The following is a 26,091-nucleotide window of genomic DNA, read 5'->3' as shown; positions in this document are numbered from 1 at the left end:
TGCCGAGGTCAGCGCGCGGGACTCGACGCTCTGGTCGTCGGCGCCGGCGCCGGCGCCGGTGGTTCGGGCGTCGGTGCCGGTGCCTGTGCCGGCGTCGGGCGAACCCGACTGGGTGCGGGTGGGGATGCTCACAGCTCCTCCTCCTTGATGACCTGGCGTACATAGAAGATCGAGATCGCCATCATGATGATGACCATGATCACGGCGATCGCGCCGCCGGCCCCGTAGTCTCCGGTGCCGAGCGAGGTCTGGTAGATGTAGACCCCGAGGGTCGAGGTCTGCTCGCGGATGCCGCCGATGCCCTGCAGGGCGAACACCTGGGTGAACACCCGCAGATCCCAGATGATCTGCAGAATCGTGACGACCACGAAGATCGATTTGAGGTACGGGAAGATGACGAGCCGAAAGCGTTTGACCGCGCCGGCGCCGTCGAGCTGGGCGGCCTCGAGCACCTCGTCGGGAACCTGGGTGAGACCGGCGTAGATGGTGAAGGCGACGAACGGCACCGACTGCCAGACGATGATGATGGCGGCCACCGCGAAGAAGCTGATGGGGTTGATGAGCCACGAGTGGCCGGTGAAGTCGACGCCGGTGACCCGGCTGAGTACGTAGTTGACGACACCGAACTGGGTGTCGAACAGCCACCCCCACACGATGACGGCTGTGAGCGCCGGCATGGCCCAGGCGAGCAGCAGACCGACAGAGACGAGGGTGCGGAAGAACTTGTTGAGGCGCGTCATCAGCAGCGCGACCAGCGTGCCGAGACTCATGGTGACGACCACGTTGACGGCGCAGAAGAGGAAGCTGCGGGCGAGCACCTGCCAGAACTGCGGGTCGCCCAGCACGCGGGTGTAGTTGCCGAGGCCGATGAACGGCGCCGCCTGGCCGAAGACCTGCGCCCGGCCGTACTGCTGGAACGAGACGACGACCAGCTGCACCAGCGGCCAGCCGATGATGACGATCAGTATGGCGATGGCGGGCACGAGCAGCAGGGCCGGTGCGAGGCGCTTGCCCGCGGGCATCCGGCGCTTCGGGCTCGATGCGCCTGGCCCCGTGCTGGGTGTGCTCGCCGGGCGGGTGCTGGTGAGAGTAGCCATGGAGTGTGAGTGCTTTCGTTACGATTGCGGTGTGACTTCGCCTTTCCTAGGGCTGAAACCACCTGGTGGATGCTCGGCCCCGGCGGGCAATGCCGGGGCCGAGCATTCCGTGCGGTGCCTAGCCGTTCAGAATGGCGTCGATCTTGCTGTCGACGTCAGCCGCGAGGGTGGTGACGTCGCCGCCCTGCGCGATCTTCACGAAGAAGTCCTGCAGGATGCCGGCGGCCTCCACATCGGCCCACTTCGGTGAGGCGGGCGTCAGCTTCGCGTTGGCCGCGGCCGCGGCGGTCGCCTTGGCCACGTCGTCGGTGCCGAGGGTCGACGCCAGCGACTTCTTGGCGGGAACCAGGCCGGCCTTGCCGAGGATGGTCTGGTAGTCGTCGCTCAGCATGATCTTCAGAGCGCTGTAGGCCAGCTCGGGGTGTGCCGACTTCGCCGCGATGGCGATGTTCGAGCCGCCGGCGAAGACCGCGGCCGCGCCGCCGTTCTTGCCGGGCAGCGCGTAGACGCCGAGGTTGGCCTCCTGGTCGGGGCAGCCCGGCGCGGTTGCATCGGCGGCGGCGAGGATCGAGCCCTTCACCCAGCTGGGCGCCGAGAGCTGCGCGACGGTGCCGGCGCAGAACGGAACCTGCGGGTCGGTCTCGTTGCCGTCTTTCGGTGCGACCGACGCGGTCGTCATGACCTGCTGCACCTGCTTGAGGCCGGCGATGGCGCCCGACGACTCGAAGCCGGCCTTCCAGGTGCCGTTGTCGTCGGTGGCGATCTCGCCGCCGTTCTCCCAGATGTAGGGCAGGGCGTTGTACCAGTCTTGGCCGGGGAAGTAGATTCCCGAGACGCCGGGGTTGGCCGCCGCGAGGGTGACGCCGTCGGCGACGTACTGGTCGAGCGTGGTCGGAACCGACAGCCCCGAGGCCGCCATCAGGTCTTTCTTGTAGAAGACCAAGCGGGCGCCCGAGTAGTACGGAGCCGCGTAGAACTTGCCGTCGTACGTGCCCGCCGTCACGAAGCCGGGCAGCAGGTCGTCACCGCCGAGGTCGGAGTACTTGTCGGTCAGGTCTTCGAACGCGCCGGCCGAGGTGAAGGCGGCGGCCTGGGTGTTGCCGACCTCCACCACGTCGGGGCTGTCGCTGCCCGAGAGGCTGGTGGTGAGCTTGTCGACCAGACCCGTCCACGACTGTTCTTCGATCGTCAGCGTCGAACCGGGGTTCTCCGTCTCGAAGGTCGTCTTCAGGTAGTCGCGTGCGGCCTGCGGCGTGTCGGTGCCATTCAGCCAGACGCGGATGTTCGCCGCCTCGGGCGTGCTGCTCGTGCCCGACGACCCGCCTGACGAACACGCCGCGAGGGCGAGCATGCTGGCCGCACCGAGTGCGACCAGACCGAGTTTCTTCCTCATTGTTGTTACCTTTCCTAGGGCTGATTGTGTCGGCTGGACGCCGACGTGTGATGCGTCTTGTGTGCAGTTGTGGAGAGGCGGTGCCCGTCGGCAGCTGTGCAGAACGCGTAGCCTGCGCTACGACACCCCGAGCTGGCCTGAGAGCACCATGACGGCCGCGCCGCGCAGAACGATGTTCTGCCCGAGCGTGGTCATCCGAAGCGTCAGATCGCCGTGGAACTCGGCCATCGTTCTGCTTCGGAGGGTCTCGATGGTCGCCTGGGCGAGCGGTCCGTCGAGAAGTTCGGTCGGTCCGCTCAGAACAACCTCAGGCAGGTTGAGAGCACCGACGATGGGGGCGAGCGCTATGCCGAGCCGCTGGCCGGCTTCGACGAGAATGAGGTCGGTACGGGCATCCACCTCGTCTTGTGACGCACCGGATGCCCGAACCTGATCGATCGCCAGGGTGAGGTTGGGCGTAGAGAGCCACGTCTCGAGACAGCCGCGCTTGCCGCAGACGCAGAGCGCCCCGCCGTCGGTGCCGACGACGACGTGCCCGATCTCGCCCGCCGCGAACCTGCTGCCGTAGAGGGGCGAGCCGCCGAGCAGCAGCCCGGCGCCGACGCCGTGGCCGACCTTGACGATCATGAGGTCGCCGTCGGCCCCGCCGAAGCTGTGTTCGGCGAGGGCCGCCGCGTTGGCGTCGTTCGCCACGATGATGGGATGCCCGAACCGGGCCTCGATCTGCGACCGGAGGTCGAGGTTGTGCCAGCCGAGGTTGGGCGCGCTGAGCACGACGCCGTCGAGGTCGACCACGCCGGGCGAACCGATGCCGACGCCGAGCACGGGTGCGGTGGTCAGGGCGAGCAGCTCGCCGGTCAGCTCGAGCACCTTGGCGACGGCGTCAGCGCCCGTGCTGCCGGCGAGGGGGAGTTCGGCGCGCTCGATGATCTGGCCGTCGAGGTCGAGCACGGCGCCGCGAAAGAGGGAGTGCTCGGAGAGGTCGATGCCGATGATCTGGAAGGCCGAGCGGTCGATATCGAGAATCGTCGCGGGTTTGCCCGGGCGGGCATCCTCGCGCTGGCCCATCTCGACGACGAGGTGCTCGCTGATCAGGTCGTTGACGAGGTCGGAGACGGTGACCCGGGTGAGGCCGGTCTCGCGGGCGATGTCGGCGCGGCTCTGGCGGCCGGTGCGGTAGAGGGTCTGCAGTACGAGCGAGCGGTTGTGGGAGCGAGCGTGTTCGGGCAGCACCTTCGAGCTCGGGCGAAGGGCGCGGCTCTGGGCGAAACCGGCGTGGTGGTGAGGGTGCGCGGATTCGACTGTCGAAGAGCCGCGCTGCCCTTCTGCTGCAGACATGTTTGTTAGTAAAGCTTACGAACAAACATGCCGCAAGACGTTCAGCCAAATTCTTCGCACAATTTACGCCGCCGAAACACGAGCACGCTCGCTCGCGCGCGCAGTGGCAGCGGGTGGTGTGGTCGAATGTCGGAATGACAGATGTGGGTGATCGTGGTGACTCCGGAGCAGGCGGTGCTGACGGGCGGTCGGGGGGTGCTGCCGGTCGGTCGGGTGGTGCTGCGGGTGACGACGGGCGGGCGGGTGGCAGTGCCGCCCTTCGCGGCGGGCGGTCGGATGGCGGTGCCGCCGGTGGTGACGGGCGGTCGGGCGGCGGCGCCGCCGGTCGCTACACCGTCACCGACTACCTGCTCGACCGTCTCGCCGAACTCGGGGCCGATCGCATGTTCGGGGTGCCCGGCGACTTCACACTCGGGTTGCTCGACCACGTCGAGGCGCATCCGGTGATTTCGTGGGTCGGCACGGCGAACGAACTCGGCGCCGGATACGCAGCCGACGGCTACGCGCGCATGCGCGGCATCGGGGTGCTCTGCACCACGTTCGGAGTGGGCGAGTTGAGCGCCATCAACGCCGTGGCCGGCAGCTTCGCCGAGCACGTTCCTGTGGTGCACGTGGTCGGCGCGCCGACTCGCATCGCGCAGAACGCCGGGCGTGCGCTGCACCATTCGCTCGGCGACGGCGATTTTCGGCACTTCTTTCGCATGAGCCAGGAGGTGACGGCGGTTCAGGCCGTGCTGACCCCCGAGAACGCGGCTGCCGAGATCGACCGCGTGCTGCTCGACGTTCGCGAGCGGCGGCTGCCCGGCTACCTGCTGGTCGCGGCCGATGTGGGCGAGGCGGATGCCCGTCCGCCCACCGCGCCCCTGCCGGCGTCGCTCGACCTCACGTCGGCTGCCTCACTCGCGGCGTTCAGGGCGGCCGCGCGGGCGGTGCTGGTTCCGGGTCGGAGCGCGCCCGTGCCAGTGCGGTGCGGCGCGGTGCCCTCCGAAATCGGCGGTGCCGGTGAGAACGCCGCCGCTGTTGACGCTGAAGGCGAGCGGGCCGGGGCCGTCACGACGGGCCCGGTGTCTATGCCGTCGGTCGCGGTGCTCGCCGACCTGCTCGTGCAGCGCATGGGTGCCACGCACGAGCTGCACGATCTGCTCGCCGCCGGCCCTCTCGCGCACGCGACGCTGCTGTGGGGTCGCCGGGTCGTCGACGAGAGCGCGCCGGGCTACCTCGGCACCTACTCCGGCGCGGCCAGTGACCCGGCGGTGCTCGCCGGCATCGAGGGGTCAGACGTGCTGATTCTCGCCGGAGTGCAGTTCACCGACCTGACCAGCGGATTCTTCAGCCAGCACTTCGACGGGTCGGTCGTGATCAGGGTCGATCCGCATCGGGCGAGCGTGGGCGGGGTGGAATTCGGCGAGATCGATCTGGCCGACGCGTTGAGGGTGCTCGGCGAGATCGTCGCCGAGCGGAGGGGTGGGCATCCGGAACCGGGCGCGGGTGGCGGGGGTACCACTGGCTCCGAGCCGAGTGCCGCTCGACACGTGACGACGCATGCCCGAGACGGCATATACGCGGCCGACAACGTCGGCGGGGGCGCGAAAGCGATCGCGGGAGCGGGCACGCACGCGATTGCTGATGCTGGTACGAGCGTGCGTGCGACGGGCGCCGCGAGCGACAACGAGCCACTGGGGCAGGCCGCCCTGTGGAGCGAGGTCGCCGACGCGCTCCGGCCCGGCGACCTGGTGATCGCCGATCAGGGAACTTCGTTCTATGGGATGGGTGCGCATCGGCTTGCGCACGACGTGGTGTTTCTGGGGCAGCCACTGTGGGCGTCGATCGGATTCTCGCTTCCGGCCCTGCTCGGAGCCGCCCTCGCGGCGCCCGACCGTCGGCCGGTGCTGCTCATCGGCGACGGGGCCGCGCAGCTCACCATCGCCGAACTCGGAACGATGGTTCGGCTCGGCCTCGCCCCGATCATCGTGGTGGTGAACAACGATGGCTACACCGTCGAGCGCGCCATCCACGGCCCCGCCGCCCCCTTCAACGACATCGCCCCCTGGAACTGGACCGCCCTGCCGCAGGCCTTCGCCCGAGGAGCATCGGGCATTGTGACGTCGCGGGTCGAGACGGTGGGTGCGCTGCGGCGGGCGCTGACGGATGCCCGTGCCAATGTGGGCGCGCTGACACTGATCGAGGCCGCCGTTCCGCGGCTCGACGTGCCACCGCTGCTCTCCGCCATCGCGGCCGCGGCCGCCCGCGCGAACGCCGTCGCGCCCCCGCCCCCCGACTAGCCCCCGGCCCCCGCGCGCCCGCGCCCCCTCTGGCCCCCGCCGTCTCGCGCCCACTGGTCCCCGCAACCCCGCGCCGCGCGCGCCCCACTGGCTCCTTCCACCCACGAGCCCCGCGTGCCCCCACTGACCCCCGCCACCTCGCGCGCCCCCGACTAGCCCCTGCCACCCCCCGCGGCCCCTGACCTGCTCCCACCACCCGCCCCGCCCTTCCCCGCGCAGTCGGCGGCGGGTTGGCGAAAAGGGCCGCCATCCGGCCGGATACCAGCCCTTCGCGCCACGTCGATCGGCCGGAAGCCCGCCGCAGGCGGGCGGCGGCGTCAGCCGGCGGCGCGGGCCGTGATGAGCTGGTCGGCGGCGAGTTCGAGGTGCTCGTGGATGGCGTCTTCGCCGCGCACGAGCAGGTCTGCCACGAGCTGGTCGTGCTGCCTGATCATCTCGTCGGCGTCGAGTACCCGCCGCAGCTGGGCGAGAAAGAGGATGGTCTCGGCCTCGAGCTGCGCGTGGGCGTGCGTGATGCGCGGGCTCCCGGCCGCCTCGACGATGGCGTGATGCAGCGCCGCGTGTGCCGACTCAATGGCGCCGCGATCGTCGGGGGCGTCGAGGCAGGTGCGACGAAGGCGCGCATTGGCGGCGAGGATGCCGGGCGGCAGGTGCAGGGCATCCGTACCCCCTGCGCTGATGCTGGGGGGCTGACGCCGGGCATCTGTACGCGTCGGGCCGGGCTCCGTCGAACTCGAACTCACGGTGCTGCTGCTGCCGCCGCTGGTGCTCGCGCTCGCGGCGTCTGCGGCCGCAGGAGTGGCCCGCGCGCGTCTGTTGAGCAGCCGCACCGCTTCGCCCTCGAGCGCCGAACGCAGCTGCATCAGCGCGCGAATGTCGTTGTCGTCGAGCAGGGTGACTCGGGCGCCGGAGTAGGGCTGGATGCTCACCAGCCGTTCCGCGGCGAGCTGTCTCAGGGCGGCCCGAACCGTGTGCCTGCCCAACCCCGACTGCGCCGAGATCGCCTCCTCGCGCAAGGGCGTTCCGGGGGCGAGGCGGCCGCTCAGGATGCTCGCGCGCAACTCATCGTGAAGGTCGTCGACGGCGGTGGTGGCGGGCATCAGCGGCCCTCGCCGGCCATGGGCGTGGGCACGGCGCCGGCGCGCCTCAGGGGCCAGCCGACGGTCAGGATCGCCAGGCCGACGACCAGCAGCAGGAGGCCCAGCACGGTCGACGGGGTGAAGGCTTCGTGCAGCACGACCACGCCGAGGATGGTCGCCGTCAGGGGTTCGACGAGCGTCAGGGTCGCTGCTCGGGAGGCCTTCAGTCGCCGCAGGCCCCGGGCGAAGAGTGTGTACGCCAGCGCGGTCGCCACGATTGCCAGCCAGGCCGCCGTGACGGCACCTGTCGGTGTAGCGAGCCAGGCCGTGTCGGTTCCGAGCAGAATCGGGGTAATCAGAACGGCGGCGGCGCCGAAGGTCGCGCCCATCGTCGCGGTGGGGCTCCAGCCGCGGTCGAGAAGTGCCTTGCTGCTCAGGGCGTAGACGGCGTAGCTCATCCCGGCCGCCAGTGAGGCCAGCAGACCGAGAGGGGTGAGGGCCGTGCCGGTGCCGGTGCCGATGGCTGTGCCGGTGCCGGCCGCCGCGACTGTTCCGGATGCCACGACTGTGCCGGATGCCACGCCGCCGGTGCCGCCTCCGCCGCCGATCAGGGTGGAGAAGGCACCCGACAGCGCGGCGACGCCGAGCGCCGCGACCCCGGTCGCGATCGCCCAGCGCGCTCCGGGCGCCCTGCGCAGGAAGATCCACTCGAGCAGGCCGGTCAGCACGGGGGCGGAGCCCAGTGCGACCAACGTGCCGACCGCGACGCCGTTCTGGCCCGTTCCGGTGAAGAACGCGGGCTGGTAGGCGGCGACGCCGAGCGCGCCGACGACGACGAGCGCGGCGGGCGCGAGCCAGGGGGTGCGGATGCCCGCCGACAAGCGCAGCCCAGACGGCGCGGTGCCGGGTGACGCAGCGCCGGGCGTGGCGGGGGCGGTGGTGGCGATGATGCCGGTGCCGGTGCCGGTGCCGGTGCCGGTGCCGGTGGTGGCGGGGGCGGGGGCGGGGGCGGTGCCGGGGGTGGCGGTGGCTGGCGCGGCCGTCGCCGAGGCGGCGCGAGCAGCTGAGGCGGCGCGGGCAGCGGAGGCGGCGCGGCGTCGGGACGCCAGGAGGGCGACCACGGCGACGACAGCCAGCAAGGTCCCGCCGATCACGATGCGGGCCGCGCCCAGCGAGACCGCGCCGGCACCCGCGCCGCCGAGCGCCTGGGCGGTTCCGGTGGTGCCGAAGCAGACGGCGGCGCCGATTACGAGCAGGGCCGACGCGCGCTGGGCACGCGGGCGCAGCGGGGGCCTCGTCAGGTCGTCATCGTGTCGCCGGGCATCCATTCACCGATTGTTACACAATCTGCGCGTCTTGGTCGAGGGCGAGCGAGTCGAGCTGCCGCATGACTTCGGCGGGCACGACCAGGCTGCCGGCCGCCACGTTCTCGTCGAGGTGGTCGGGCGTCGATGTTCCGGGGATGAGGAGGCTGTTCGGTGAGTGCTGCAGAAGCCATGCGAGGCCGACCTGACTCGGGGTCGCGCCCAACTGGGCCGCCGCCTCGACGACGGCCGGCACCTCGCGAACCATGGGGCCGCCGCGACCCCCGCCGAGCGGGAAGAACGGAACCCACGCGACCCCGTTCGCCACGCAGGCCTCGAGAACGCCTTCGAAGCTGCGGTCGACCAGGCTGTAGACATTCTGAACGCACACGATGCCGGCCGGCAACGCCGCGAGCAGGGTCTCGGCGGTGACGCTGCTCAGGCCGATCTCGCCGAGCTTGCCCTCGTCGCGCAGCGCGATCAGTTCGGCGAGCTGGTCGTCGAGGTCGACCACCTGGTCGCCCTGAGCCCGGATGCCCGGCCCCACTCCGACGCGCCGCAGGTTGACCACGTCGAGCCGGTCGACCCCAAGCGAGCTCAGGTTGCCCTCGACGCTGGCTCGGAGTTCATGCGGCTTCTGTGCGGGGCGCAGAGGAATCGGCCCCGCGTCGGGCAGCGCGCCGACCTTGGTCACGATCACGACGTCGGGCCGGTCGACGACAGCCTCGCGCAGCAGGTCGTTGACGAAACCGTGGCCGTAGAAGTCGGCCGTGTCGAAGTGGTTCACGCCGAGGTCGAGGGCGTGGTGCAGCAGAGTGATCGCCGAGGCGCGGTCGTCACGGAACTTCTCGAGCTGCATCGCACCGTAGCCGACGCGGGCGACGGTGTGCCGGCCGAGCGGTGCCGAGCCGCCGGGGGTGAGGGTGGATGTGGACATAGGATCGTGCTCCAATGTGAGATACTCGATCTACCGGAGGGGCCTCCGGTACTCAGACCATAGCATTAACGGAGGTACCTCCGCTTGACTGGTTCGATGGCAGAACCGACGCCCGTGCGCAAGGCGCGGGCCGACGGCCGACGCAATCGCGAGCTGCTCCTCGCCGCAGCGCACGACGCCTTCGTCGCTGCGCCAGGGGCTGCGCCGGGGGCGGCGTCGGCGGTCTCGCTGGAGAAGATCGCCCGGGCCGCGGGGGTGGGCATCGGCACGCTGTACCGGCATTTTCCGACGCGGGAGGCGCTCGCAGAGGCCGTCTACGAGTCCGAGCTCGACGAGGTCATGTCGATCACCGACGCCGAGTCGCTGCTGCCGCCCGACGAGGGCCTGCGTGCCTGGATGAACCGGTACGCGACGTTCTTCGCCGCCAAGCGCGGCATGCTCGATGTGCTGCGCGGCGGGTGGGCATCCGGAGCCATCGCGACGCCGATGACCCGGCAGCGCGCCAATGCTGTGGTGGGGGAGTTCCTGGCGCGCGGGGTGGCCGACGGGTCACTGCGAGACATGGCCGCCGATGACGTGACGGCGGCGATGCTGGGCGTCATGCTGTCGACCGTGGCCGGCGCCTCAGCTGAACCCGGCCAGACTCAGCGCCTGCTCGACCTGCTTCTGGTCGGTCTGCGCCCCGCCGCGCCGGCCTGAGAGGCTGGCCCCGCCTCACCCTTCGCCCGGCCGGTGTCGTGCTCACCGGTAGCATCGTGCTCACCCGTAGCATCGTGCCCACCCGTAGCATCGTGCTCACCCGTAGCATCGTGCTCACCCGCAGCGTTGTGCGCACCCGCAGCATCGTGCTCCTGCGCAGCGCCGCGAGCGCGAGCAGCGCCATCATGGCGGCCGGCACGGCCGAGCGCTCCGCCGCCAACCGCGCCGCCGCCAACCGCGCCGCCAACCCCGCCGAGCGAGAGCGTCGCCGCGAACCCGATCACCAGAAACCCCGCGGCCGAGAATGCCGCATAGCGGGTTCCGTCGCTGAACGCCTGCTTCGCCGCGGTGGCCGCCGCGGCGGTGTCGGGCGAGGCGGCGAGGCCCACGATCGCCGCACCCGAACTGTCGACCACGGTCGTGACGAGGGCCGACCGCTGGGCATCCGCCACCCCCTGCGAGGTGAGCGATGCGTCGAGAGCCGCGCCCGTCGACGTGAACAGAATCGTGCCGAGAATCGCGATGCCGAGGGCCGAACCGATCTGACGTGAAGTCGATTGCGTGCCCGAACCCTGCCCGCTCTGCTCGACCGGAACGTCTCGCAACACCACGCCTGTCAGTTGCGCGGTGGCGAGACCGACGCCGAATCCGTACACGAACAAGAAGGGCACGAGGATGCCCCACCCGGTGGTCGGCGAGATGACGAAGCCGAGCCCCGCAACCCCCACGATCTCTGCGGCCAGACCGACTCGAACGATCACCACGGGCGCGATGCGGTTTCCGAACGCTCCGGCGAAGCCGCTGGCGACGAACGATCCGATGGCGAGGGCGAGAATGATCAGGCCGGTCTGCACGGCCGAATAGCCGAGCACGTTCTGCAGCCAGAGCGGCAGCGACAGAATGATGCCGAACTCGCCCAGCGACACGATCATGGCCGCGATGTTGCCGTTGCGGAACGACGGAATCGCAAACAGATCGAACGCCAGCATTGTGCTCTTGCCGGCTCTCATTCGGGCACGGCCCCACAGCACGAAGCTCACGCCCGAAACGATGGTGATGAGAAAGGCAAGGGGAATGGGCGACACGGCGAACGGCCAGGTGACGCCGCCCAGCTGGGGCGCAGGGCTCTCGGTGAAGAACCATCCGTAGCTGCGGCCCTCGATCAGCCCGAACACGAGGGTGGCGCAGGTGATCACCGACAGCACGGCCCCGATCACGTCGACCCGGCGCTGCGAGGCGCTGTCGCGCGACTCGGGCACGAAGACGAGCACGCCGACGATCACGATGATGCCGAGCGGAATGTTGATGCCGAACGCCCAGCGCCACGAGAAGTAGGTCGTGAGCCAGCCGCCGAGCAGCGGCCCCACGGCGGTCATGCCGCCGATCGTCGAGCCCCAGACGGCGAACGCGAGGGCCCGCTCCGAGCCGCGGAAGTTCGCGTTGATCAGCGAGAGCGTCGTCGGCAGTACCATCGCCCCGCCGACGCCCTGGATGACGCGGGCGGCGATCAGCAGGTCGCCCGTGGGCGCGAGCGCGGCCAGAATCGACGCCGCGGCGAACACGGCGACCCCGAGCACCAGCAGCAGGCGTCGCCCGTAGCGGTCTGCGAGAGTGCCGAACACAAGCAACAGGGCCGCGAACACGAGCGTGTACGACTCCTGCACCCACTGCACCTGGGTCGAGGTGATGCCGAGGTCGTCGATGATCGACGGAATCGCCACGTTCACGATCGTCGAGTCGACGATGATCAGGGCGACCCCGATGCTGATGAAGACGAGCCCGGCCCAGCGACCGCGTGACGCGCTCACGCTCGGGCCTCGTCGCCGGCGCCCGTCACGCGGGGGCCGGCGGATGCCCGAGCCTCTCCGGCTCGTTCGCCGGCGGCAGACGGCTCGCGCCGCGCGGTGCTGACCCGCACGATCACCGTGATCAGCAGCACGACGACGGCCGCCGCCAGGGCCGTGAACCCGACCGCGGCGGAGTCGAGCGAGCCGGTCAGGCGCGAGACGCCGACCCAGGCGAGTCCCCAGGCCAGGGCGGCGGCGGGGGCGAGGCGGCCGCGGTCGGAGAACGCCAGCAGCACGCCGACGAGCCCGGCCACGACGACGATGGCGACGCCCCAGGCCTCGGGGAGCCATCCGAAGCCTGCGAACCCAGCCTGCTGGAACAGCGCCGTCAGGTTCGCGGCGGTGGCGATCGACACCCAGCCGAGGTAGAGGCCGAGGGTGCCGTCGACGAGCAGTGTCTCGACGAGCCGGCCGAACCGGGAGCGGTCAGCCGGCTCGACACGTGAGCTGTCGCCGCGCCGGCCGCCGGGCCGGGTGCCGGGCCGCGTGCGCTGGCTCAGCGAGAACGCCCAGCACAGGGCGGCCAGCAGCAGCACGATGACCACGGCGCTGAGGGCGAGCAGACCGGCCTGCACGCTGAGGATCCAGGCCGCGTTCAGCAGCAGCGTCAGGGCGATGGGGTAGCCGAGGATGTGCTGCCGGGCATCCGCGCGCTGGCGGGGGAGCAGCTGCCAGACGGCATACGCGACGAGGCCGAGGTAGATGGGGGTCCAGATGGCGAAGGCCGGAACGGCGGGCGCGATCAGGGTGGCGTCGGCACCGAGGGCGCCGTTCGCGGCCTGGGCGATGGGGGTGCCGCCGGCCGCGCCCGATCCGATGAACGACCCGACCACGGCGATGATCGCGCTGACGAGCACGACGACCTGGCGGGCGGTGTCGCGACCCGTGCCGGCGCCGGCGCCGGTGCCGCCCGAAGCCGTGCCGCCCCCCGAGACCGCGCCGCCGCCCGAAGCCGCGCCGCCGCCCGACGAAGCGCCGCCGCCTGAAGTAGAGCCGATCATCCGCAAACCTCCAATTAGTCAGCCAGCTTACTATTTCACGCTAGCACTAGATTGGGCGTATGTCAGAAGATGCGACGACGGGCTTGCGCCCCGACCGGCAGGGTGGCAGCGGGCCGCCGGCCGACGCCATCGCCGACTGGCCCACCGGGCGCCTGCTCTCGACGGCGGCGCGCATGGTCGAGCACGCCTGGGTCGCCGAACTCGAGCGCCTCGGCCTCACCCACGCCGGGCTGATCGTGCTGCACATTCTCACCCAGGGCCCGCGCAGCCAGACCGATCTGGCCCGCCTCGCCCGCGTCGAGAACCAGACCATGTCGCGCACCCTCGAGCGTCTCGAGCGGCAGAGATTCGTCGAACGCATGCCCGACCAGGCCGATCGGCGCAGGCACGTCGTCTCGCTCACCCATTCGGGGGAGGAGGCGTGGTCGAAGGCCCGTACACTTGAGCAAGATCTCATGCCCGACATCGGTGACGCTGCTGCGTTTCGAACTGCTCTGCTGGAAATCATCTCCAGCTCGGCCCTGGAGCGCTGGAACACCTGACGGGTCAGTCCAGCGCGTTACACAGGGGGTAAAGCACCATGGTCACTGAACTCATCGTCGCCGCAGAACTCACGCGCAGGGCACTCTTCACGGGGGCGGTCTCGGGCGCCGCCGCGCCGGCCCTCAGCACGACGCCGACGCCCACGTACATCCCCGAGTCTGAGAAGGCGCAGGCCAACGGCGTGGCCTCCCTCGACGCCAATGCGCATGTCTACGTCGATCAGATTCCGCCGGGGTTCGCCACCCTCGACGGCAACGGCAAGGTCTACACGTCGCAGTTGCCGACCTCGCTCGCCACCCTCGACGGCAACGGCCATGTGTACGAGTCGCAGCTGCCGGCCGACGTCGCGAAGCACGACGAGCTGGTGTTCAACGTGCGCGACTACGGTGCGCTGGGAGACGGGGCTCAGGATGACCTGCCGGCCATCATCGCGGCCATCGCCGCCGCGACCGCACACGGGGGCGGTACTGTGTGGTTCCCGGTGGGCGTCTACCTCGTGTCGGGCGCGATCGGAAACACCACTGCGGGCCTCACCAGCATCACGCTCGCGGGCGCCGGGTCGCAGGTCGCGACCATCCGCGCCTCCACCAACGCCCCGCTGCTCACCGGCATCTGGTACTCGTGCACGGTGGTCAACCTCGTGCTCGATGCGGCCTCGCTCGGCTCGCCGTGCATCTCGGCCCACGTCGACAAGACCCACCTCGAGCGGCTGCTGCTGCTCAACTGGACGACGTACGGCATCAACGTCAACGACGGCACCTTCAGCGACAACGGCGGGCTGCTGAACTTCATCGACCGCTGCAACATCCAGCAGAACACGGGCACCGGCATCTACACGGGGTACCGCTTCTACGACTCGTGGATCATCAACAACAACGTGGGCGCCAGCTACGCCGACCTCTCGCTCGAGGGCGGGCCGGTGCGGGTGCTCGGCAATCACCTCGACGGCTCGCCGACCTACAACATCGAGTTTCGTGGCAACAAGCGGGTGCTCGTCTCCGACAACATCCTCGAGGGATCACGCAAGCAGTCGATCGTGTACACGATGCCGCCGTGGCTTGCGAGCGACAAACCGCAGATCCAGATCATCGGCAACATGTTCTCGAACGGCGGCAAGCTCGCGCAGAACGTCTACCCGGCGATCTCGATCATCGGGGTGTCGAGCGCGGCCCGCACCGAGGGCTTCAGCATCACCGGCAACACGTTCGCCTGCGACGACGCGGGCGCCGGCTGGACCTACGTGGTCGAGGCGCAGTTCGCCCGCACCATCGCGGCGGTCGGCAACCAGTGGAAGGAGGGGCACATGGCGACCCAGCCCTGCCACTTCCTGACGTGTTCGAACACCGAGGTGGTGGGCAACCACGCTGACAACGTGGTGAAGACGACGTAGGGCGGTGGATGCCCGGCGGCGGCGCTGCGCGCCGGGTGACCGTGATCGGTCGGCACGAGCATCCGTCTGTCGGCGATTCACTCTCGTGTGTCATCTGTCATCGGTCATCTGTCATCTGTCATCTGTCAACCGTCGATCGGGCCGAGGTCTCCGAACCCCCGTTCAATGAGAGGATGAATCATGGTTGACAACGGAGAACAGAACAAGCCGGTCATGGTCGGCTCAGACGACGCGAGCGTCGACGAGAAGATCACCGGTATCGTCGCCCAGGTGCGGCAGGATCACGGCGGCGAGGAGCTGCCGGTGGTGATCGAGAAGATCCGCGAGCGTTTCGAGCAGGCCGGCATCGAGGTCGACGACGTCAAGCTGGCGCGGCTGGCGCACGAGGTCTCTGACCGGCCGTCGGACTTCAACTCCTAGGGCGCCGCCCGCTGACGTCAGCGGCGCGCGGTGCCCGCCGCCAGCCGCGCGGGGTCGAGGTCGACCCGCCGCAGCAGCTGCGCGTTCGCGGCGACGATGACCGTCGAGGCCGACATCAGAATCGCCCCCACCGCCGGCGACAGCACGAACCCGATGGGCGCCAGCACGCCCGCGGCCAGCGGTACTGAGATCACGTTGTAGCCGGCCGCCCACACCAGGTTCTGCCACATCTTGCGGTAGCTGGCCTTCGAGAGGTGCATGATCGACAGCACCCCGCGCGGATCGTTCGACACGAGCACCACCCCGGCCGACTCGATGGCCACATCGGTGCCGGCACCGACGGCGATGCCCACGTCGGCGCGGGCCAGGGCGGGCGCATCGTTCACGCCGTCGCCGACCATCGCCACCGACAGCCCGCGGCTCTGCAGTTCGGCCACCTTCGAGTCTTTGTCTTCAGGGAGCACCTCGGCGAACACCTCGTCGATACCCAGCCGTGCTGCGACGGCCGCCGCCACGCTGTGCGCGTCGCCGGTGATCATCGCGACCCGAACCCCGCGGGCGTGCAGGGCGTCGACGGCCTGCCGCGACTCGGGGCGCACCTCGTCTTCGAGCGCCAGCGCTCCGAGCACCACGGTGCCGGCGCTGCCGCTGCCAGCATCGCTGCTATCGAGGCCGGTGCTGCTGCTGCCGGCAGCGCTGCTGCCGAAGCCGGTGCTGCTGCTGCCAGCATCGCTGCTACCGAAGCCGGTGCTGATGCTGCTGCCGGTGCTGCCGAAGCCGGTGCTGCCGAAGCCGGTGCTGCCGGAGCCGGTGCTGCTGCCGGTGCCGCTGTCAGCACCGCGGTTACGGCCGCCAGCGCCCTCGCCCTCTGAGCGCAGCACATAGAGCACGGTCGCGCCGCGGCTCGACCACTGCCGGGCGGCCGCATCGACGTCATCGGGCACCACGGCACCGGATGCCCGCAGCAGTGCCGGGCCGCCCACACTCACCACCGTGCCATCCACCACTCCCTGCACACCCCGCCCCGTCAGCGCCCGGATCTCGCTCGCGCCCAATCGACTCACGAGTTCGAGTGGGTGTTCGGGCGAATCACTGGTCTGAACCCGTGACTCGATCGGCCGCCCAGAGGCCGCTGCGGCGCGCACGACGGCGCGGGCGAGGGGATGCTCGCTGTCGGCCTCGACCGCCGCCGCGAGGTCGAGCAGCTCGGCCTCGGCCCGCCCGGCCCCGAGCCGCTCGGCCTCGCCCCGCCCGGCCCCGAGCCGCGCGGCCTCGCCCCGCCCTGCCCCGAGCCGCGCGGCCTCGCCCCGCCCGGCCCCGAGCCGCTCGGCCTCGCCCCGCCCTGCCCCGAGCCGCTCGGCCCTGACCCGCCCGGACTCGAGCGCGACCTCGGCCCGCCCGGCCCCGCCCCGGTCGTCACCGGCGGCACGGGCATCCGCCGCGCCACCCCACCGCACCCCGGCCGCCACCACAACGCCGGTCACGGCGGGCTCGCCGCGGGTCAGCGTTCCGGTCTTGTCGAAGAGCACCACGTCGATGGTGCGCATGCGCTCGAGCGCCAGGCGGTTCTTCACCAGCACGCCGGCGCGTGCCGCCCGTTCGGTCGAGATCGCGATCACCAGCGGAATCGCCAGCCCCAGAGCGTGCGGGCACGCGATCACGAGAACGGTCACGGTGCGGGTCACCGCGTCGTCGACGCTGCCGAGCAGCAGCCACGCCACGAACGTGATGATTCCCGCGCCGGCGGTGTAGTAGAACAGCCACGCGGCCGCCCGGTCGGCAAGGGCCTGCGCACGGGAGCTCGAGTTCTGAGCATCCGCCACGAGCTTCTGGATGCCCGCCAGCGCGGTGTCGTCGCCGACCGCCGTGACGCGAACCCGCAGCGCGTCGTCGGTGGCCACGGTTCCGGCGATGACGCGGTCGCCCGTTTCGCGCCGCACAGCCACCGACTCCCCGGTCACCATGGATTCATCGACCGCCGCCGTGCCCGACAGCACGGTTCCGTCGGCGGGCACCCGCGCTCCCGCCCGCACGAGTACGACATCGCCGACCACCAGCTCACCCACCGGCACCTCGACCGTGCCGCGCGCCCCGCTGTGGTCTTGCCCACCTTCGTCGCCGGCGGCGGCAGTACCTGGCGCCCCGTCGTCGTAGCGCCTCACTTGGTCGCCGCCGGCAGCACCTGGCGCCCCGCTGTCGTAGTGCCTACCTTGGTCGCCGTTGGCAGAACGTGACGTCTCGTCGTCGTCGCGCCCACGTTCGTCATCGACGGCGGCACTCGGCGCCTCACCGTCGACCACCCGCTCGGCGGTGTCGGGCAGCAGGGCCGCCAGTGCGTCGAGCGCGCCCGAGGCGGCACCCAGGGCGCGCATCTCGATCCAGTGCCCGAGCAGCATGATGACGACGAGCAGCGCCAGCTCCCACCAGAAGTCGAGGTCGGCGCCGCCGATGTGCAGTGTGGTGGCCCACGAAGCGACAAACGCCACCGTGATCGCCATGGCGATGAGCAGCATCATGCCCGGCTGGCGGCTACGCAATTCCGCGATGCCGCCGAGAAGGAACGGTGCGCCGCCCCAGAAGAAGATCACGGTGCCGATGACGGGCGAGATCCAGTACGAGCCGGGAAACTGCGGCACCGTGTAGCCGATGATGCCCGCGAACATGCTGCTGAAGAACACCGTCGGCACGGCCAGCACTAGCGTCACCCAGAACTTCGCGCGGAAGATGGCTACGTGGTCGCCGTGCCCGCCATGGTCGTGCCCGCCATGGTCGTGCCCGCCATGGCCGCCGTGGTCGTGCCCCGCGTGATCGGGGCCGGCGGCCGCGTGATCGTGCCCGACTTGATCGGGGCCGGCGGCCGCGTGGTCGTGCCCCACGTGATCGAGACCCGCCTGCCCGACCGGCGCCTCCGCCAGCACGCCGTGATCGTGCCCGGCGTGGTCGTGCGCAACGTGGTCGCGCCCAGCGTGATCGGGGCGGGCGCCCGCGTGGTCGTGCGCAACGTGGTCGTCGCCCGCGTGCTCTGGCGTGCTGTGGTCGTTGCCCGCGTGCTCTGGCGTGCTGTGGTCGTCGCCCGCGTGCTCTGGCGTGGTGTGGTCGTCGCCCGCGTGCTCTGGCCCGCCGTGGTCGTTGCCCGCGTGCTCTGGCGTGCCGTGGTCGTGCTGGGTGTGTGTGGTCATCGCTGCCGCCCTTCCGCAGTTCCAACGGTATACCCCCTAGGGGTATTCCCGCGAGACCACCGCGCGTTCGGGGTCGTCCACAGGGGGCCGAGCCTGTGAGTTTTCACACTCTGGCGGGTCGGCGGTGGCCTGAAGCCGAGCCTGTACCCCCATAATCGAACCCAGAAGGGTGTGTACACGTGAGACTCCTGGTTGTCGAAGATGAAGACGAGATGGGCCGCCTTCTGGTGCGCGGGCTGACGGCCGAAGGCTACGAGGTCGAACGCGTGGCCAACGGCATAGACGGGCTGATCTCGGCGGGCGCCGTGCCGTACTCGGCGGCCATCGTCGACGTGATGCTGCCCGGAATGTCGGGCTTCGAATTCTGCCGCCACATGCGCTCGCAGAACTCCGCGCTGCCCATTCTGCTGCTCACCGCCCGCGATGCAGTCGATGACCGCGTGAAGGGCCTCGACGCCGGTGCCGACGACTACCTCACCAAACCCTTCGCCTTCGCCGAACTCTCGGCGCGCATCCGTGCCCTGCTGCGCCGGGAGACCTCGGGCCCGCAGCTGTCGCTCTCGGTCGGCTCGCTCACCATCGACAGCCACAACCGCCGGGCCCTCGTGGGCGACACCGCCCTCTCGCTGAGCCCTAAGGAGTTCGACCTGCTGCGCCTGCTCGCGTCGAAGTCGGGCACCATTCTGAGCCGCACCGAGATTCTCGACGATGTGTGGGGTCGAACCGACCACATCGACGCCAACGTGGTCGACCAGTACGTGAGCTACCTGCGCCGCAAGCTCGATCCGCTCGGCAGCGACGTCTCGATCGCGACGCGCCGCGGAATCGGCTATGGCCTCGAGGTCGTCTAGAGCCCCGGTGCCCGCCGACGGGATGCTCGGCGCGAAGGCGCACGCCGCGACGTTACACGCCGCAGAGCTGCACGCCGCAGAGCTGCACGCCGCAGAGCTGCCCACCGCGAAGCTGCACGCCGCAGAGCTGCCCACCGCGAAGCTGCCCGCCGCAGAGCTGCCCGCCGACCCACCCCCGCCCCGATGAGGCTGCTACGCCGCCTCTCCATCCGCGTGCGGCTCACCATCGGCGCCGTGATGATCGCCGGCGTCTTCTTCGCCGGAACCTCGTTCGTCGTCAGCCACCAGGTCGAGAACATCCTCATGCAGTCGTCGGTCATGCTGTTGCAGAGCGACTCCGCCCCGTTTCAGCAAGACATCGCCGACGGCCGCGGCGCCACGCTCGACTCCCCGGCGCAGGGTCAGCTCGTCGCCATCATCACCCCCGACGGCCTCGTGCAGGAGTCGACCTTTCCGATCGAGCTGCAACCCCAGCTCGGCGCCCTGGCGGCCGCGGGAACCCAGACCCAGTCGGTGCACACACCGGCGGCCGACTACCTCGTCATCTCGCGCACGGTCGAGGCCGACGACGGCACCTGGCACGTGGTCACGGCCCGAAACGAGTCGGCGTCGAAGCTCGCGGTCGACAACCTGACCCGGGCGCTGCTGGTCGGCCTGGTCATCCTCACCGCCCTCTTCGGCTTCGGAGCCTGGCTGCTCGCCTCGGCGGCCCTGCGCCCGGTGTCGGCGATGCGCCGCACGGCCCTCGTTCTGCAGAGCAGTGCCTCGACCGAGCTGCTGCCTGTCGGGCCGGCGCGCGACGAGCTCTCGGCGCTCGCCGTCACCCTGAACGGGCTCATCGGCCAGCTGCGGGCATCCGCCGACCGCGAGAAGCAGCTGGTCTCCGACGCGAGCCACGAGCTGCGCACCCCCCTGGCCATTCTGCAGACCCAGCTCGAACTGGCGCACCTGAGTGCGGGCGACGCGGATGCCCTGCTGCTCGAAATCGAATCGGCAGAGCGCACGGTCAGTCGTCTCTCTGCCCTCGCCGCCAGCCTGCTCGAACTGACGCGCATCGAGGGCATGACCGGGCAGGACTCAGCCAGCGTGGCAGAACTCGCCGCCGAACTCGTCGACTCCATCGACCGGGCCCGCATTCTCGCGATCGGCAGCGACACCGTGGTCGACTACGAGATGCAGTCGCTGGCACCGGCGTTCGCCGACGAGTGGGCGGCCGCGATCTCGCGGTACAACTTCGGGCGCGTCGCCGACAATCTGCTGGGCAACGCGATCGCGGCCATCGCAGCGGCCCGGGGGCCGAGCGGCGGCGCCACGGTGAGCGCCGAGCTGGCGGTCGTGGGCGACCCCGAGCATCCCACTCTGCGGCTCACCGTCGTCGACACCGGCCCGGGCATGAGCGAGGAGTTTCTGCCGCAGGCCTTCGACCGGTTCGCGCGCGAAGACGTCTCGCGCAGCGGCGCGGCTCCCGCGGCCTCGGGTGCGGGCCTCGGGCTGTCGATCGTGCAGGCGCTCATGGCGTCGGCAGGCGGCACTGTTACGATGACGAATCGGCGGCCCACCGGGCTCTGCGTCGTCGCCGATGTTCCCGTGAGTTCTCTGCGACGTGAGGGTGTGGCTTCTTAGGTGATTGTGAATCTCGCTTCTGCCCTGGCGGGCATCAATCCGATCAACCCCGAGCCGCTGGTGCAGAGCGCAGGGCCGTGGGCGCTGCTCGTGGTCTGCGCCATCATCTTCGCCGAGACCGGGCTGCTGATCGGCTTCGTGCTGCCGGGCGACACGCTGCTGTTCTTCACCGGGCTGCTCACCTTCACCGGCGCGATTCCGCAGCCGCTCTGGCTGGTGCTGATCGCGATCTCGATCGCCGCTGTGGCCGGCGACCAGGTGGGCTACCTGATCGGATTCAGGTCGGGGCCACGCGTCTTCGAGCGCAAGGAGGCCGGGTTCTTCTCGAAGAAGAACGTGGCTCGCACGCAGGGGTTCTTCACCCGGTACGGCGGGGCGGCGGTCATCCTGGCCCGGTTCATCGCGGTGGTGCGCACGTTCGCGCCGGTGGCCGCGGGCGTGGGCAAGATGCACTACCGCACATTCCTGCTGTACAACGCGATCGGCGGCGTCGCATGGACCTTCCTGCTGGTGCTGCTCGGCTACTTCCTCGGGCACATCCCGGGGGTCTCCGACCTGGTGACGCAGTACCTCGGCTATGTGATCGGCGGCATCCTCCTGTTCACGGTGATCGCGGCGGTGGTGTCGTTCATCCGTGCGAAGCGCGAGGCACGGGCCGAGGCGCAGAACAACCCGCAGGCCGAGCCGCGGAACGACCCGCAGAACGACCCGGGGAACGAGGCGCCCGCCGCGCCCGACACAGCAACGAAACAGTCGTAACCTAAGCTCGTCTCATGGCTTCTGCACCTTTCACCGTCTCTCAAGAACGCAAGATCGTCACCGAACTGCCGGGCCCGAAATCGCGTGAACTCCACGAACTGCGGCGCAGGGTCGTCTCTCGCGGCGCCGGCACGCTGGCCGACATCTACATGGATCACGGCTCCGGCGCGATTCTGGTCGACGTCGACGGCAACCAGATCATCGACCTGGGCTGCGGCATCGGGGTCACCACCATCGGCCACGCGCATCCCGCCATCGCGGCCGCCGCGGCCGAGCAGGCCGGCAAGCTGACGCACACGCTGTTCACCGTGACCCCGTACGAGAACTACCTGCGCGTCGCCGAGAAGCTCGCCGAGATCACGCCAGGCGACTTCGAGAAGCACTCCATCCTGGTCAACTCGGGCGCCGAGGCCGTCGAGAACGCGGTGAAGATCGCCCGCAAGTTCACCGGCCGCCGCGCCATCGCCGCGCTCGACCACGCCTTCCACGGCCGCACCAACCTCACCATGGCCATGACCTACCGCCCCTGGCCCGAGCGCGCCGGCATGGGCCCCTTCCCGGGCGAGATCTACAGCGTGCCCACGAGCTACCCGTTCCGCGACCCCGAGGGGATGACCGGGCTCGAAGCGGCCGAGCGCACGATCGACTACATCAACACCCACATCGGGGCCACCGAGCTCGCGGCGCTCTTCGTCGAGCCCATCCAGGGCGACGGCGGAATCGTCATTCCGGCCGACGGCTTCTTCCAGCGCCTCAGCGAGTTCTGCACCGAGAACGGCATCGTCTTCGTGGCCGACGAGATCCAGGCCGGCATCGCCCGGTCGGGCGCCTGGTACTCCATCGAGCACTCGGGCGTCGTGCCCGACCTGATCACCAGCGCCAAGGGCATCGCCGGCGGCTTTCCACTCGCGGCCGTCACTGGTCGCGCCGAGATCATGGATGCCGTACAGCCCGGTGGCATCGGGGGCACCTTCGGCGGCAACCCGGTCTCTACCGCGGCTGCACTCGCGGTGTTCAGGCTCATCGAGGAGGAGAACCTCATCGCCGAGGCGCAGCGCGTCGAGAAGGCGTTCTTCGCCCGCATGGGCGACTGGGCGTCGAAGTACGCCGTGGTCGGCGAGGTGCGCGGCAAGGGCTGCATGTTCGGGGTCGAGCTCGTGCATCCGGGCACCCGCACGCCGAACCCCGAGGCGCTCAGCGCGGTGATCAAGCACGCCACGTCGAACGGCGTGATCGTGCTCGACGCGGGCAGCTGGGACAGCGTGCTGCGCTTTCTGCCGAGCGTGGTCATCAGCGACGAGCTGATCGACGACGCCGCGACCGTCATCGAAGAGGCGCTGCAGGCGCTCGAGCCGTAAGTCGCCGGGCAGGCGGGCAGGCGGGCAGGGAGGCGGGCAGGCGGGTCGGCGACAACCGGCCTCTTGTGTGGCGGTCATCTGCTGCTGCCCGCCGCCGGTGCGCGTGGCGGCCACCTGCCGCTGTCCGCGCGCGAACCAGAGGCCGCCAGCTGTCAAGCCGCGGCCCCTTCAGCATTGCAATCGCGTGATCGCTGCGTGCGTCGGCTGCCGAATGCTAGGTTGACTGTCAGTAACAGCTGGCGGGCATCCTCTCGCCTCTGCACTGCCCGAGGGAGGCGCAGCAGGTCATGGCTTGGGGGAGGCTCGCGGTCGGTTCTGCGTCGGCGCACGCACCCGTGACCGGCGCGCCCGGCAGCGACCCAGCCGCGCCACCCGCCACGCCACCCGCCACGCCACCCGTCACGCCACCCACCGCACCTCCCGCCCGGCTGCGGTCGCGGGCTGCGCTGCCGTTCCTGCTGTTCGTGCTGCTTGTCTTTCTCGCGCTGGCCCTGATGCCCTTCGAGATCTCGCTCGTCAACCTCGTCGCGCCCGCCGCAACGATGCTGGTCATCGTTGCACTGGCGGTGCTGCTGCCTTGGCGGCGACTGCCGCGATGGACCCAGGCCGTGCCGGTGCTGCTCTTCTTCGTCGTGATCGTGCTGCTCCGCGGTCTGTCGGCCAGTGCGTCGGGGTTCGACCCGTTGGTGCTGCTGCCGGTGCTGTGGTTCGCCCTCTACGGCACGGCGGTCGAGCTGGCGCTGTCGGGGGTGGCCACCGCCGTGGTTCTGATCGTTCCGCTGCTCACACCCTTCGGCTCGGCCCTGCAGACGGGGCAGCTCAGCGACTGGGCGCGGGCCTGCGCGTGGGTGGCCTGCGTGGCGCTGATCGGCCCGATCATCCACAGCGTCGTGCGCCAGCTGCGGGCCCGCGAGGCCGAGAGTGCCGCACGGCTCGCGGATGTTCGGGCGAGCGAGCTGCGAACCCGTCTGCTGCTCGAGCAGATGCCCGACACGATTCTCTTCATCGTCGACTCCGATATGCGGTACCAGCTGGCCGCCGGTGCGGGGCAGGTGTTCCAGGGCGCGGTCGACTGGCAGGGCAAGACCCTCTACGACGTGTCGAGCCCGACCAACGTGGCCATCCTCGAGCGTGCCTTTCGCGGGGCCCTCGCCGGCACCCGGTCGGTCGTTCAGGTGACATCGACCGTGACCCGGCGCGAGACCGAGATCACCAGCGTGCCCTTCGTGCAGGGCGAGAATCCGCTCGCCCTCGTCGTGGCCCGCGACATCACCGAGGCCCGTGGCCGCGAACTCGCGCTGCGCCAGGTCACCGAACAGTTCGAGCAGCTGGTGCGCGAATCGCCCACCGGCATCGCCCTGAGCGACCCCGACGGCCGCATCGCCCTGGTGAACGACGCGTTCTGCGCCCTGTTCGAGTGTGCTCCGGATGCTCTGCTCGAGACCTCGGCCGCCGAGCTGCTGCCCATGCTCGCCTCCGCCGGCGGCAACTGGGTGAGCGACCTCATCGCATCGGGCGAGACGCGCCGCACGGCACCGGTCGTGCTGCCCCCGACCACGCCGGGCGCCGAGCCCAAGCGCGCCATGATCACGGCCGTGGTGCTGCTCGACTCGTCGGGCGAGCCGACCTCGGTGCTCGTCAACGCCTACGACACGACCGAGCAGCACCGCTACCACGAGCACGTCGCCTACCTCGCCACGCACGACGCGCTCACCGGGCTGATCAACCGGTCGGAGTTCGAACAGCGGGTCGCCGAGCACCTCGAATCGTGCCGCTGGGGTGGTGACACCGGGGCCGTGCTGGTGCTCGACCTCGACAACTTCCGTGAGATCAACGACAGCCTCGGGCACGCCGGCGGCGACGAGTTCCTGGTGGCGATGGCGGGCATGCTCTCGCGGTGGATCCGCTCGAGCGACTCTGTCGCCCGCATCGGCGGTGACGAGTTCGCGGTGCTGCTCACCGAGGGCGACCGAGACGAGGCAGAGGCGTCGGTTCAGACGCTCGTGGCCCTGGTGCGCGACGGGTTCCGCAGCTCGGCCGACGAGGCCGGGCTGGCCCGGCGTGTCACGGTGAGCATCGGCGCGGTGACCGTGGTCAGTGATGCGACCACGGCCGGCGAGCTGCTGAGCGACGCCGACCTGGCCATGTACGACGCCAAGAACGCCGGTCGCAACGGATACAGCTTTCTCGGGGCATCCGAAGTTCTGGCGGCCCGAGTCTCGAGCCAGGTCAACTGGACCGAGAAGATTCTCGCTGCCATCGAGAACGACCGGTTCGTGCTGCACGGCCAGCCGATTCTGCACCTCGAGACCAACCAGATCTCGTCGCTCGAGCTGCTGCTGCGCATGATCGACGACGACGGGTCGCTGATTCCGCCGGCCCAATTCATCCAGGCCGCCGAGAGTGCCGGGCTCGCCGTCATGATCGACCAGTGGGTGGTGAGCCACGCCATCGAGCATCTGGGCGCCCTGCAATCGTTCGCGCCGACGATCAAGGTGCACGTGAACCTGTCGGGCCGCTCTGTCGGCAACCTCGAGGTCGCCGAGTTCATCGAGCGGCGGCTCGCCGAGTCGGGGGTGGATGCCACGGGCCTGGTGCTCGAGGTCACCGAGACGGCGGCGGTGTCGAGCATCGATGCCGCGCAGACCTTCATGAACCGCCTGACGAAGCTCGGCTGCGTGTTCGCGCTCGACGACTTCGGGGCCGGCTACGGATCGTTCTACTACCTCAAGCATCTGCCGTTCGGCATCGTCAAGCTCGACGGGGAGTTCGTGTCGGGCAGCGAACGCGACCCACTCGACCAGCTGGTGCTCGCCTCACTCGTGTCGATCGGCAAGGGCCTCGGCCGCTTCACCATCGCCGAGTTCGTCGAAGACGAGGTCGCGCTGACGATGCTGCGCGAGATCGGTGTCGACGGCGCGCAGGGCTACTACATCGGCCGGCCGGCCCCCCTCGACGAGTTCTTCCCCCAGCTCGCCTGACCCGCCGCGG

General features: G+C 70.2%; 20 protein-coding genes. 11 read left to right on the top strand and 9 right to left on the bottom strand.

All coding sequences use genetic code 11. From position 1 onward, the window contains the following. Positions 1-128 precede the first annotated feature (128 nt). From V3W46_RS08045 to V3W46_RS08035, 3 genes are all read right to left on the bottom strand, one after another. Complete coding sequence (locus V3W46_RS08045; RefSeq protein WP_331782572.1) at positions 129-1,097, bottom strand: carbohydrate ABC transporter permease; 969 nt, start codon at positions 1,095-1,097, stop codon at positions 129-131. Between the two features lie 118 nt (positions 1,098-1,215). Next, positions 1,216-2,490 carry an extracellular solute-binding protein gene (locus V3W46_RS08040; RefSeq protein WP_331782571.1) on the bottom strand — a complete coding sequence of 425 codons (1,275 nt, stop codon included), beginning with the start codon at positions 2,488-2,490 and terminating at the stop codon, positions 1,216-1,218. Between the two features lie 117 nt (positions 2,491-2,607). After that, positions 2,608-3,828 (bottom strand): ROK family transcriptional regulator, encoded by a 1,221-nt coding sequence (locus V3W46_RS08035; RefSeq protein WP_331782570.1) that lies wholly within the window; start codon positions 3,826-3,828, stop codon positions 2,608-2,610. Positions 3,829-3,962: 134 nt separating this feature from the next. On the opposite strand from V3W46_RS08035, the gene V3W46_RS08030 reads away from it, so the two are divergent. After that, entirely contained in the window at positions 3,963-6,110 is a 2,148-nt protein-coding gene (locus tag V3W46_RS08030) for an alpha-keto acid decarboxylase family protein (protein ID WP_331782569.1), read from the top strand. 317 nt (positions 6,111-6,427) lie between these two features. Here the strand turns inward: V3W46_RS08030 and V3W46_RS08025 are convergent, their stop codons facing one another. The 3 genes from V3W46_RS08025 to V3W46_RS08015 are packed head-to-tail and all read right to left on the bottom strand — an operon-like array spanning position 6,428 to position 9,430. Continuing rightward, complete coding sequence (locus V3W46_RS08025) at positions 6,428-7,210, bottom strand: GntR family transcriptional regulator (protein ID WP_331782568.1); 783 nt, start codon at positions 7,208-7,210, stop codon at positions 6,428-6,430. Next, positions 7,210-8,517 (bottom strand): DMT family transporter, encoded by a 1,308-nt coding sequence (locus V3W46_RS08020; RefSeq protein ID WP_331782567.1) that lies wholly within the window; start codon positions 8,515-8,517, stop codon positions 7,210-7,212. Before V3W46_RS08020 ends, V3W46_RS08025 begins: the two co-directional genes overlap by 1 nt. Positions 8,518-8,527: 10 nt before the next feature. After that, complete coding sequence (locus V3W46_RS08015) at positions 8,528-9,430, bottom strand: aldo/keto reductase (protein ID WP_331782566.1); 903 nt, start codon at positions 9,428-9,430, stop codon at positions 8,528-8,530. Positions 9,431-9,526: 96 nt separating this feature from the next. On the opposite strand from V3W46_RS08015, the gene V3W46_RS08010 reads away from it, so the two are divergent. Further along, the gene (locus V3W46_RS08010) at positions 9,527-10,129 is read left to right on the top strand and encodes a TetR/AcrR family transcriptional regulator (RefSeq protein WP_331782565.1); all 603 of its coding nucleotides are present in this window, start codon (positions 9,527-9,529) and stop codon (positions 10,127-10,129) included. Here the strand turns inward: V3W46_RS08010 and V3W46_RS08005 are convergent. Both V3W46_RS08005 and V3W46_RS08000 read right to left on the bottom strand, forming a co-directional pair. Next, positions 10,075-11,937: a DHA2 family efflux MFS transporter permease subunit gene (locus V3W46_RS08005; RefSeq protein WP_331782564.1), complete on the bottom strand. Its 1,863-nt coding sequence runs from the start codon at positions 11,935-11,937 to the stop codon at positions 10,075-10,077. The genes V3W46_RS08010 and V3W46_RS08005 overlap by 55 nt on opposite strands. Next, positions 11,934-12,977 (bottom strand): tryptophan-rich sensory protein, encoded by a 1,044-nt coding sequence (locus tag V3W46_RS08000; RefSeq protein ID WP_331782563.1) that lies wholly within the window; start codon positions 12,975-12,977, stop codon positions 11,934-11,936. Before V3W46_RS08000 ends, V3W46_RS08005 begins: the two co-directional genes overlap by 4 nt. 59 nt (positions 12,978-13,036) lie before the next feature. On the opposite strand from V3W46_RS08000, the gene V3W46_RS07995 reads away from it, so the two are divergent. The 3 genes from V3W46_RS07995 (at position 13,037) to V3W46_RS07985 (ending at position 15,330) form a co-directional block, all read left to right on the top strand. After that, positions 13,037-13,519: a MarR family winged helix-turn-helix transcriptional regulator gene (locus tag V3W46_RS07995; RefSeq protein WP_331782562.1), complete on the top strand. Its 483-nt coding sequence runs from the start codon at positions 13,037-13,039 to the stop codon at positions 13,517-13,519. Between the two features lie 38 nt (positions 13,520-13,557). After that, positions 13,558-14,910, top strand: a complete 1,353-nt coding sequence (locus V3W46_RS07990) for a glycosyl hydrolase family 28-related protein (protein ID WP_331782561.1) — start codon at positions 13,558-13,560, stop codon at positions 14,908-14,910. 180 nt (positions 14,911-15,090) lie between these two features. Next, positions 15,091-15,330: a hypothetical protein gene (locus V3W46_RS07985; RefSeq protein WP_331782560.1), complete on the top strand. Its 240-nt coding sequence runs from the start codon at positions 15,091-15,093 to the stop codon at positions 15,328-15,330. Between the two features lie 17 nt (positions 15,331-15,347). Here V3W46_RS07985 and V3W46_RS07980 read toward each other — a convergent pair whose 3' ends face one another. Beyond that, positions 15,348-18,509 (bottom strand): HAD-IC family P-type ATPase, encoded by a 3,162-nt coding sequence (locus tag V3W46_RS07980; RefSeq protein ID WP_331782559.1) that lies wholly within the window; start codon positions 18,507-18,509, stop codon positions 15,348-15,350. 179 nt (positions 18,510-18,688) lie between these two features. On the opposite strand from V3W46_RS07980, the gene V3W46_RS07975 reads away from it, so the two are divergent. The 6 genes from V3W46_RS07975 (at position 18,689) to V3W46_RS07950 (ending at position 26,081) form a co-directional block, all read left to right on the top strand. Next, positions 18,689-19,360 carry a response regulator transcription factor gene (locus tag V3W46_RS07975; protein WP_331782558.1) on the top strand — a complete coding sequence of 224 codons (672 nt, stop codon included), beginning with the start codon at positions 18,689-18,691 and terminating at the stop codon, positions 19,358-19,360. Between the two features lie 7 nt (positions 19,361-19,367). After that, complete coding sequence (locus V3W46_RS07970) at positions 19,368-19,547, top strand: hypothetical protein (RefSeq protein WP_331782557.1); 180 nt, start codon at positions 19,368-19,370, stop codon at positions 19,545-19,547. Further along, positions 19,544-20,983, top strand: a complete 1,440-nt coding sequence (locus V3W46_RS07965) for a sensor histidine kinase (protein ID WP_331782556.1) — start codon at positions 19,544-19,546, stop codon at positions 20,981-20,983. Before V3W46_RS07970 ends, V3W46_RS07965 begins: the two co-directional genes overlap by 4 nt. Next, positions 20,984-21,742 carry a DedA family protein gene (locus tag V3W46_RS07960; protein WP_331782555.1) on the top strand — a complete coding sequence of 253 codons (759 nt, stop codon included), beginning with the start codon at positions 20,984-20,986 and terminating at the stop codon, positions 21,740-21,742. A 14-nt stretch (positions 21,743-21,756) separates the two neighbouring features. After that, positions 21,757-23,100 (top strand): aminotransferase class III-fold pyridoxal phosphate-dependent enzyme, encoded by a 1,344-nt coding sequence (locus V3W46_RS07955; protein ID WP_331782554.1) that lies wholly within the window; start codon positions 21,757-21,759, stop codon positions 23,098-23,100. Between the two features lie 287 nt (positions 23,101-23,387). Further along, positions 23,388-26,081 (top strand): putative bifunctional diguanylate cyclase/phosphodiesterase, encoded by a 2,694-nt coding sequence (locus V3W46_RS07950; protein ID WP_331782553.1) that lies wholly within the window; start codon positions 23,388-23,390, stop codon positions 26,079-26,081. The last annotated feature ends 10 nt before the right edge of the window (positions 26,082-26,091 follow it).

It is taken from the genome of Subtercola sp. YIM 133946 (assembly GCF_036553535.1).
GTDB lineage: Bacteria > Actinomycetota > Actinomycetes > Actinomycetales > Microbacteriaceae > Subtercola.
Note: the sequence above shows the minus strand (reverse complement) of the source record. Positions and strands in the feature narration are given on the sequence as shown.

Excerpts from the sequence above, each read along its gene's own strand:
- V3W46_RS08015 (WP_331782566.1), bottom strand. The coding sequence starts at position 9,430 with ATGTCCACATCCACCCTCACCCCCGGCGGCTCGGCACCGCTCGGCCGG.
- V3W46_RS07950 (WP_331782553.1), top strand. The coding sequence starts at position 23,388 with ATGGCTTGGGGGAGGCTCGCGGTCGGTTCTGCGTCGGCGCACGCACCC.
- V3W46_RS08020 (WP_331782567.1), bottom strand. The coding sequence starts at position 8,517 with ATGGATGCCCGGCGACACGATGACGACCTGACGAGGCCCCCGCTGCGC.
- V3W46_RS07990 (WP_331782561.1), top strand. The coding sequence starts at position 13,558 with ATGGTCACTGAACTCATCGTCGCCGCAGAACTCACGCGCAGGGCACTC.
- V3W46_RS08040 (WP_331782571.1), bottom strand. The coding sequence starts at position 2,490 with ATGAGGAAGAAACTCGGTCTGGTCGCACTCGGTGCGGCCAGCATGCTC.
- V3W46_RS07985 (WP_331782560.1), top strand. The coding sequence starts at position 15,091 with ATGGTTGACAACGGAGAACAGAACAAGCCGGTCATGGTCGGCTCAGAC.
- V3W46_RS07995 (WP_331782562.1), top strand. The coding sequence starts at position 13,037 with ATGTCAGAAGATGCGACGACGGGCTTGCGCCCCGACCGGCAGGGTGGC.
- V3W46_RS08010 (WP_331782565.1), top strand. The coding sequence starts at position 9,527 with ATGGCAGAACCGACGCCCGTGCGCAAGGCGCGGGCCGACGGCCGACGC.
- V3W46_RS08030 (WP_331782569.1), top strand. The coding sequence starts at position 3,963 with ATGACAGATGTGGGTGATCGTGGTGACTCCGGAGCAGGCGGTGCTGAC.
- V3W46_RS08035 (WP_331782570.1), bottom strand. The coding sequence starts at position 3,828 with ATGTCTGCAGCAGAAGGGCAGCGCGGCTCTTCGACAGTCGAATCCGCG.
- V3W46_RS08025 (WP_331782568.1), bottom strand. The coding sequence starts at position 7,210 with ATGCCCGCCACCACCGCCGTCGACGACCTTCACGATGAGTTGCGCGCG.
- V3W46_RS07965 (WP_331782556.1), top strand. The coding sequence starts at position 19,544 with ATGAGGCTGCTACGCCGCCTCTCCATCCGCGTGCGGCTCACCATCGGC.
- V3W46_RS08000 (WP_331782563.1), bottom strand. The coding sequence starts at position 12,977 with ATGATCGGCTCTACTTCAGGCGGCGGCGCTTCGTCGGGCGGCGGCGCG.
- V3W46_RS08045 (WP_331782572.1), bottom strand. The coding sequence starts at position 1,097 with ATGGCTACTCTCACCAGCACCCGCCCGGCGAGCACACCCAGCACGGGG.
- V3W46_RS07980 (WP_331782559.1), bottom strand. The coding sequence starts at position 18,509 with ATGACCACACACACCCAGCACGACCACGGCACGCCAGAGCACGCGGGC.
- V3W46_RS07955 (WP_331782554.1), top strand. The coding sequence starts at position 21,757 with ATGGCTTCTGCACCTTTCACCGTCTCTCAAGAACGCAAGATCGTCACC.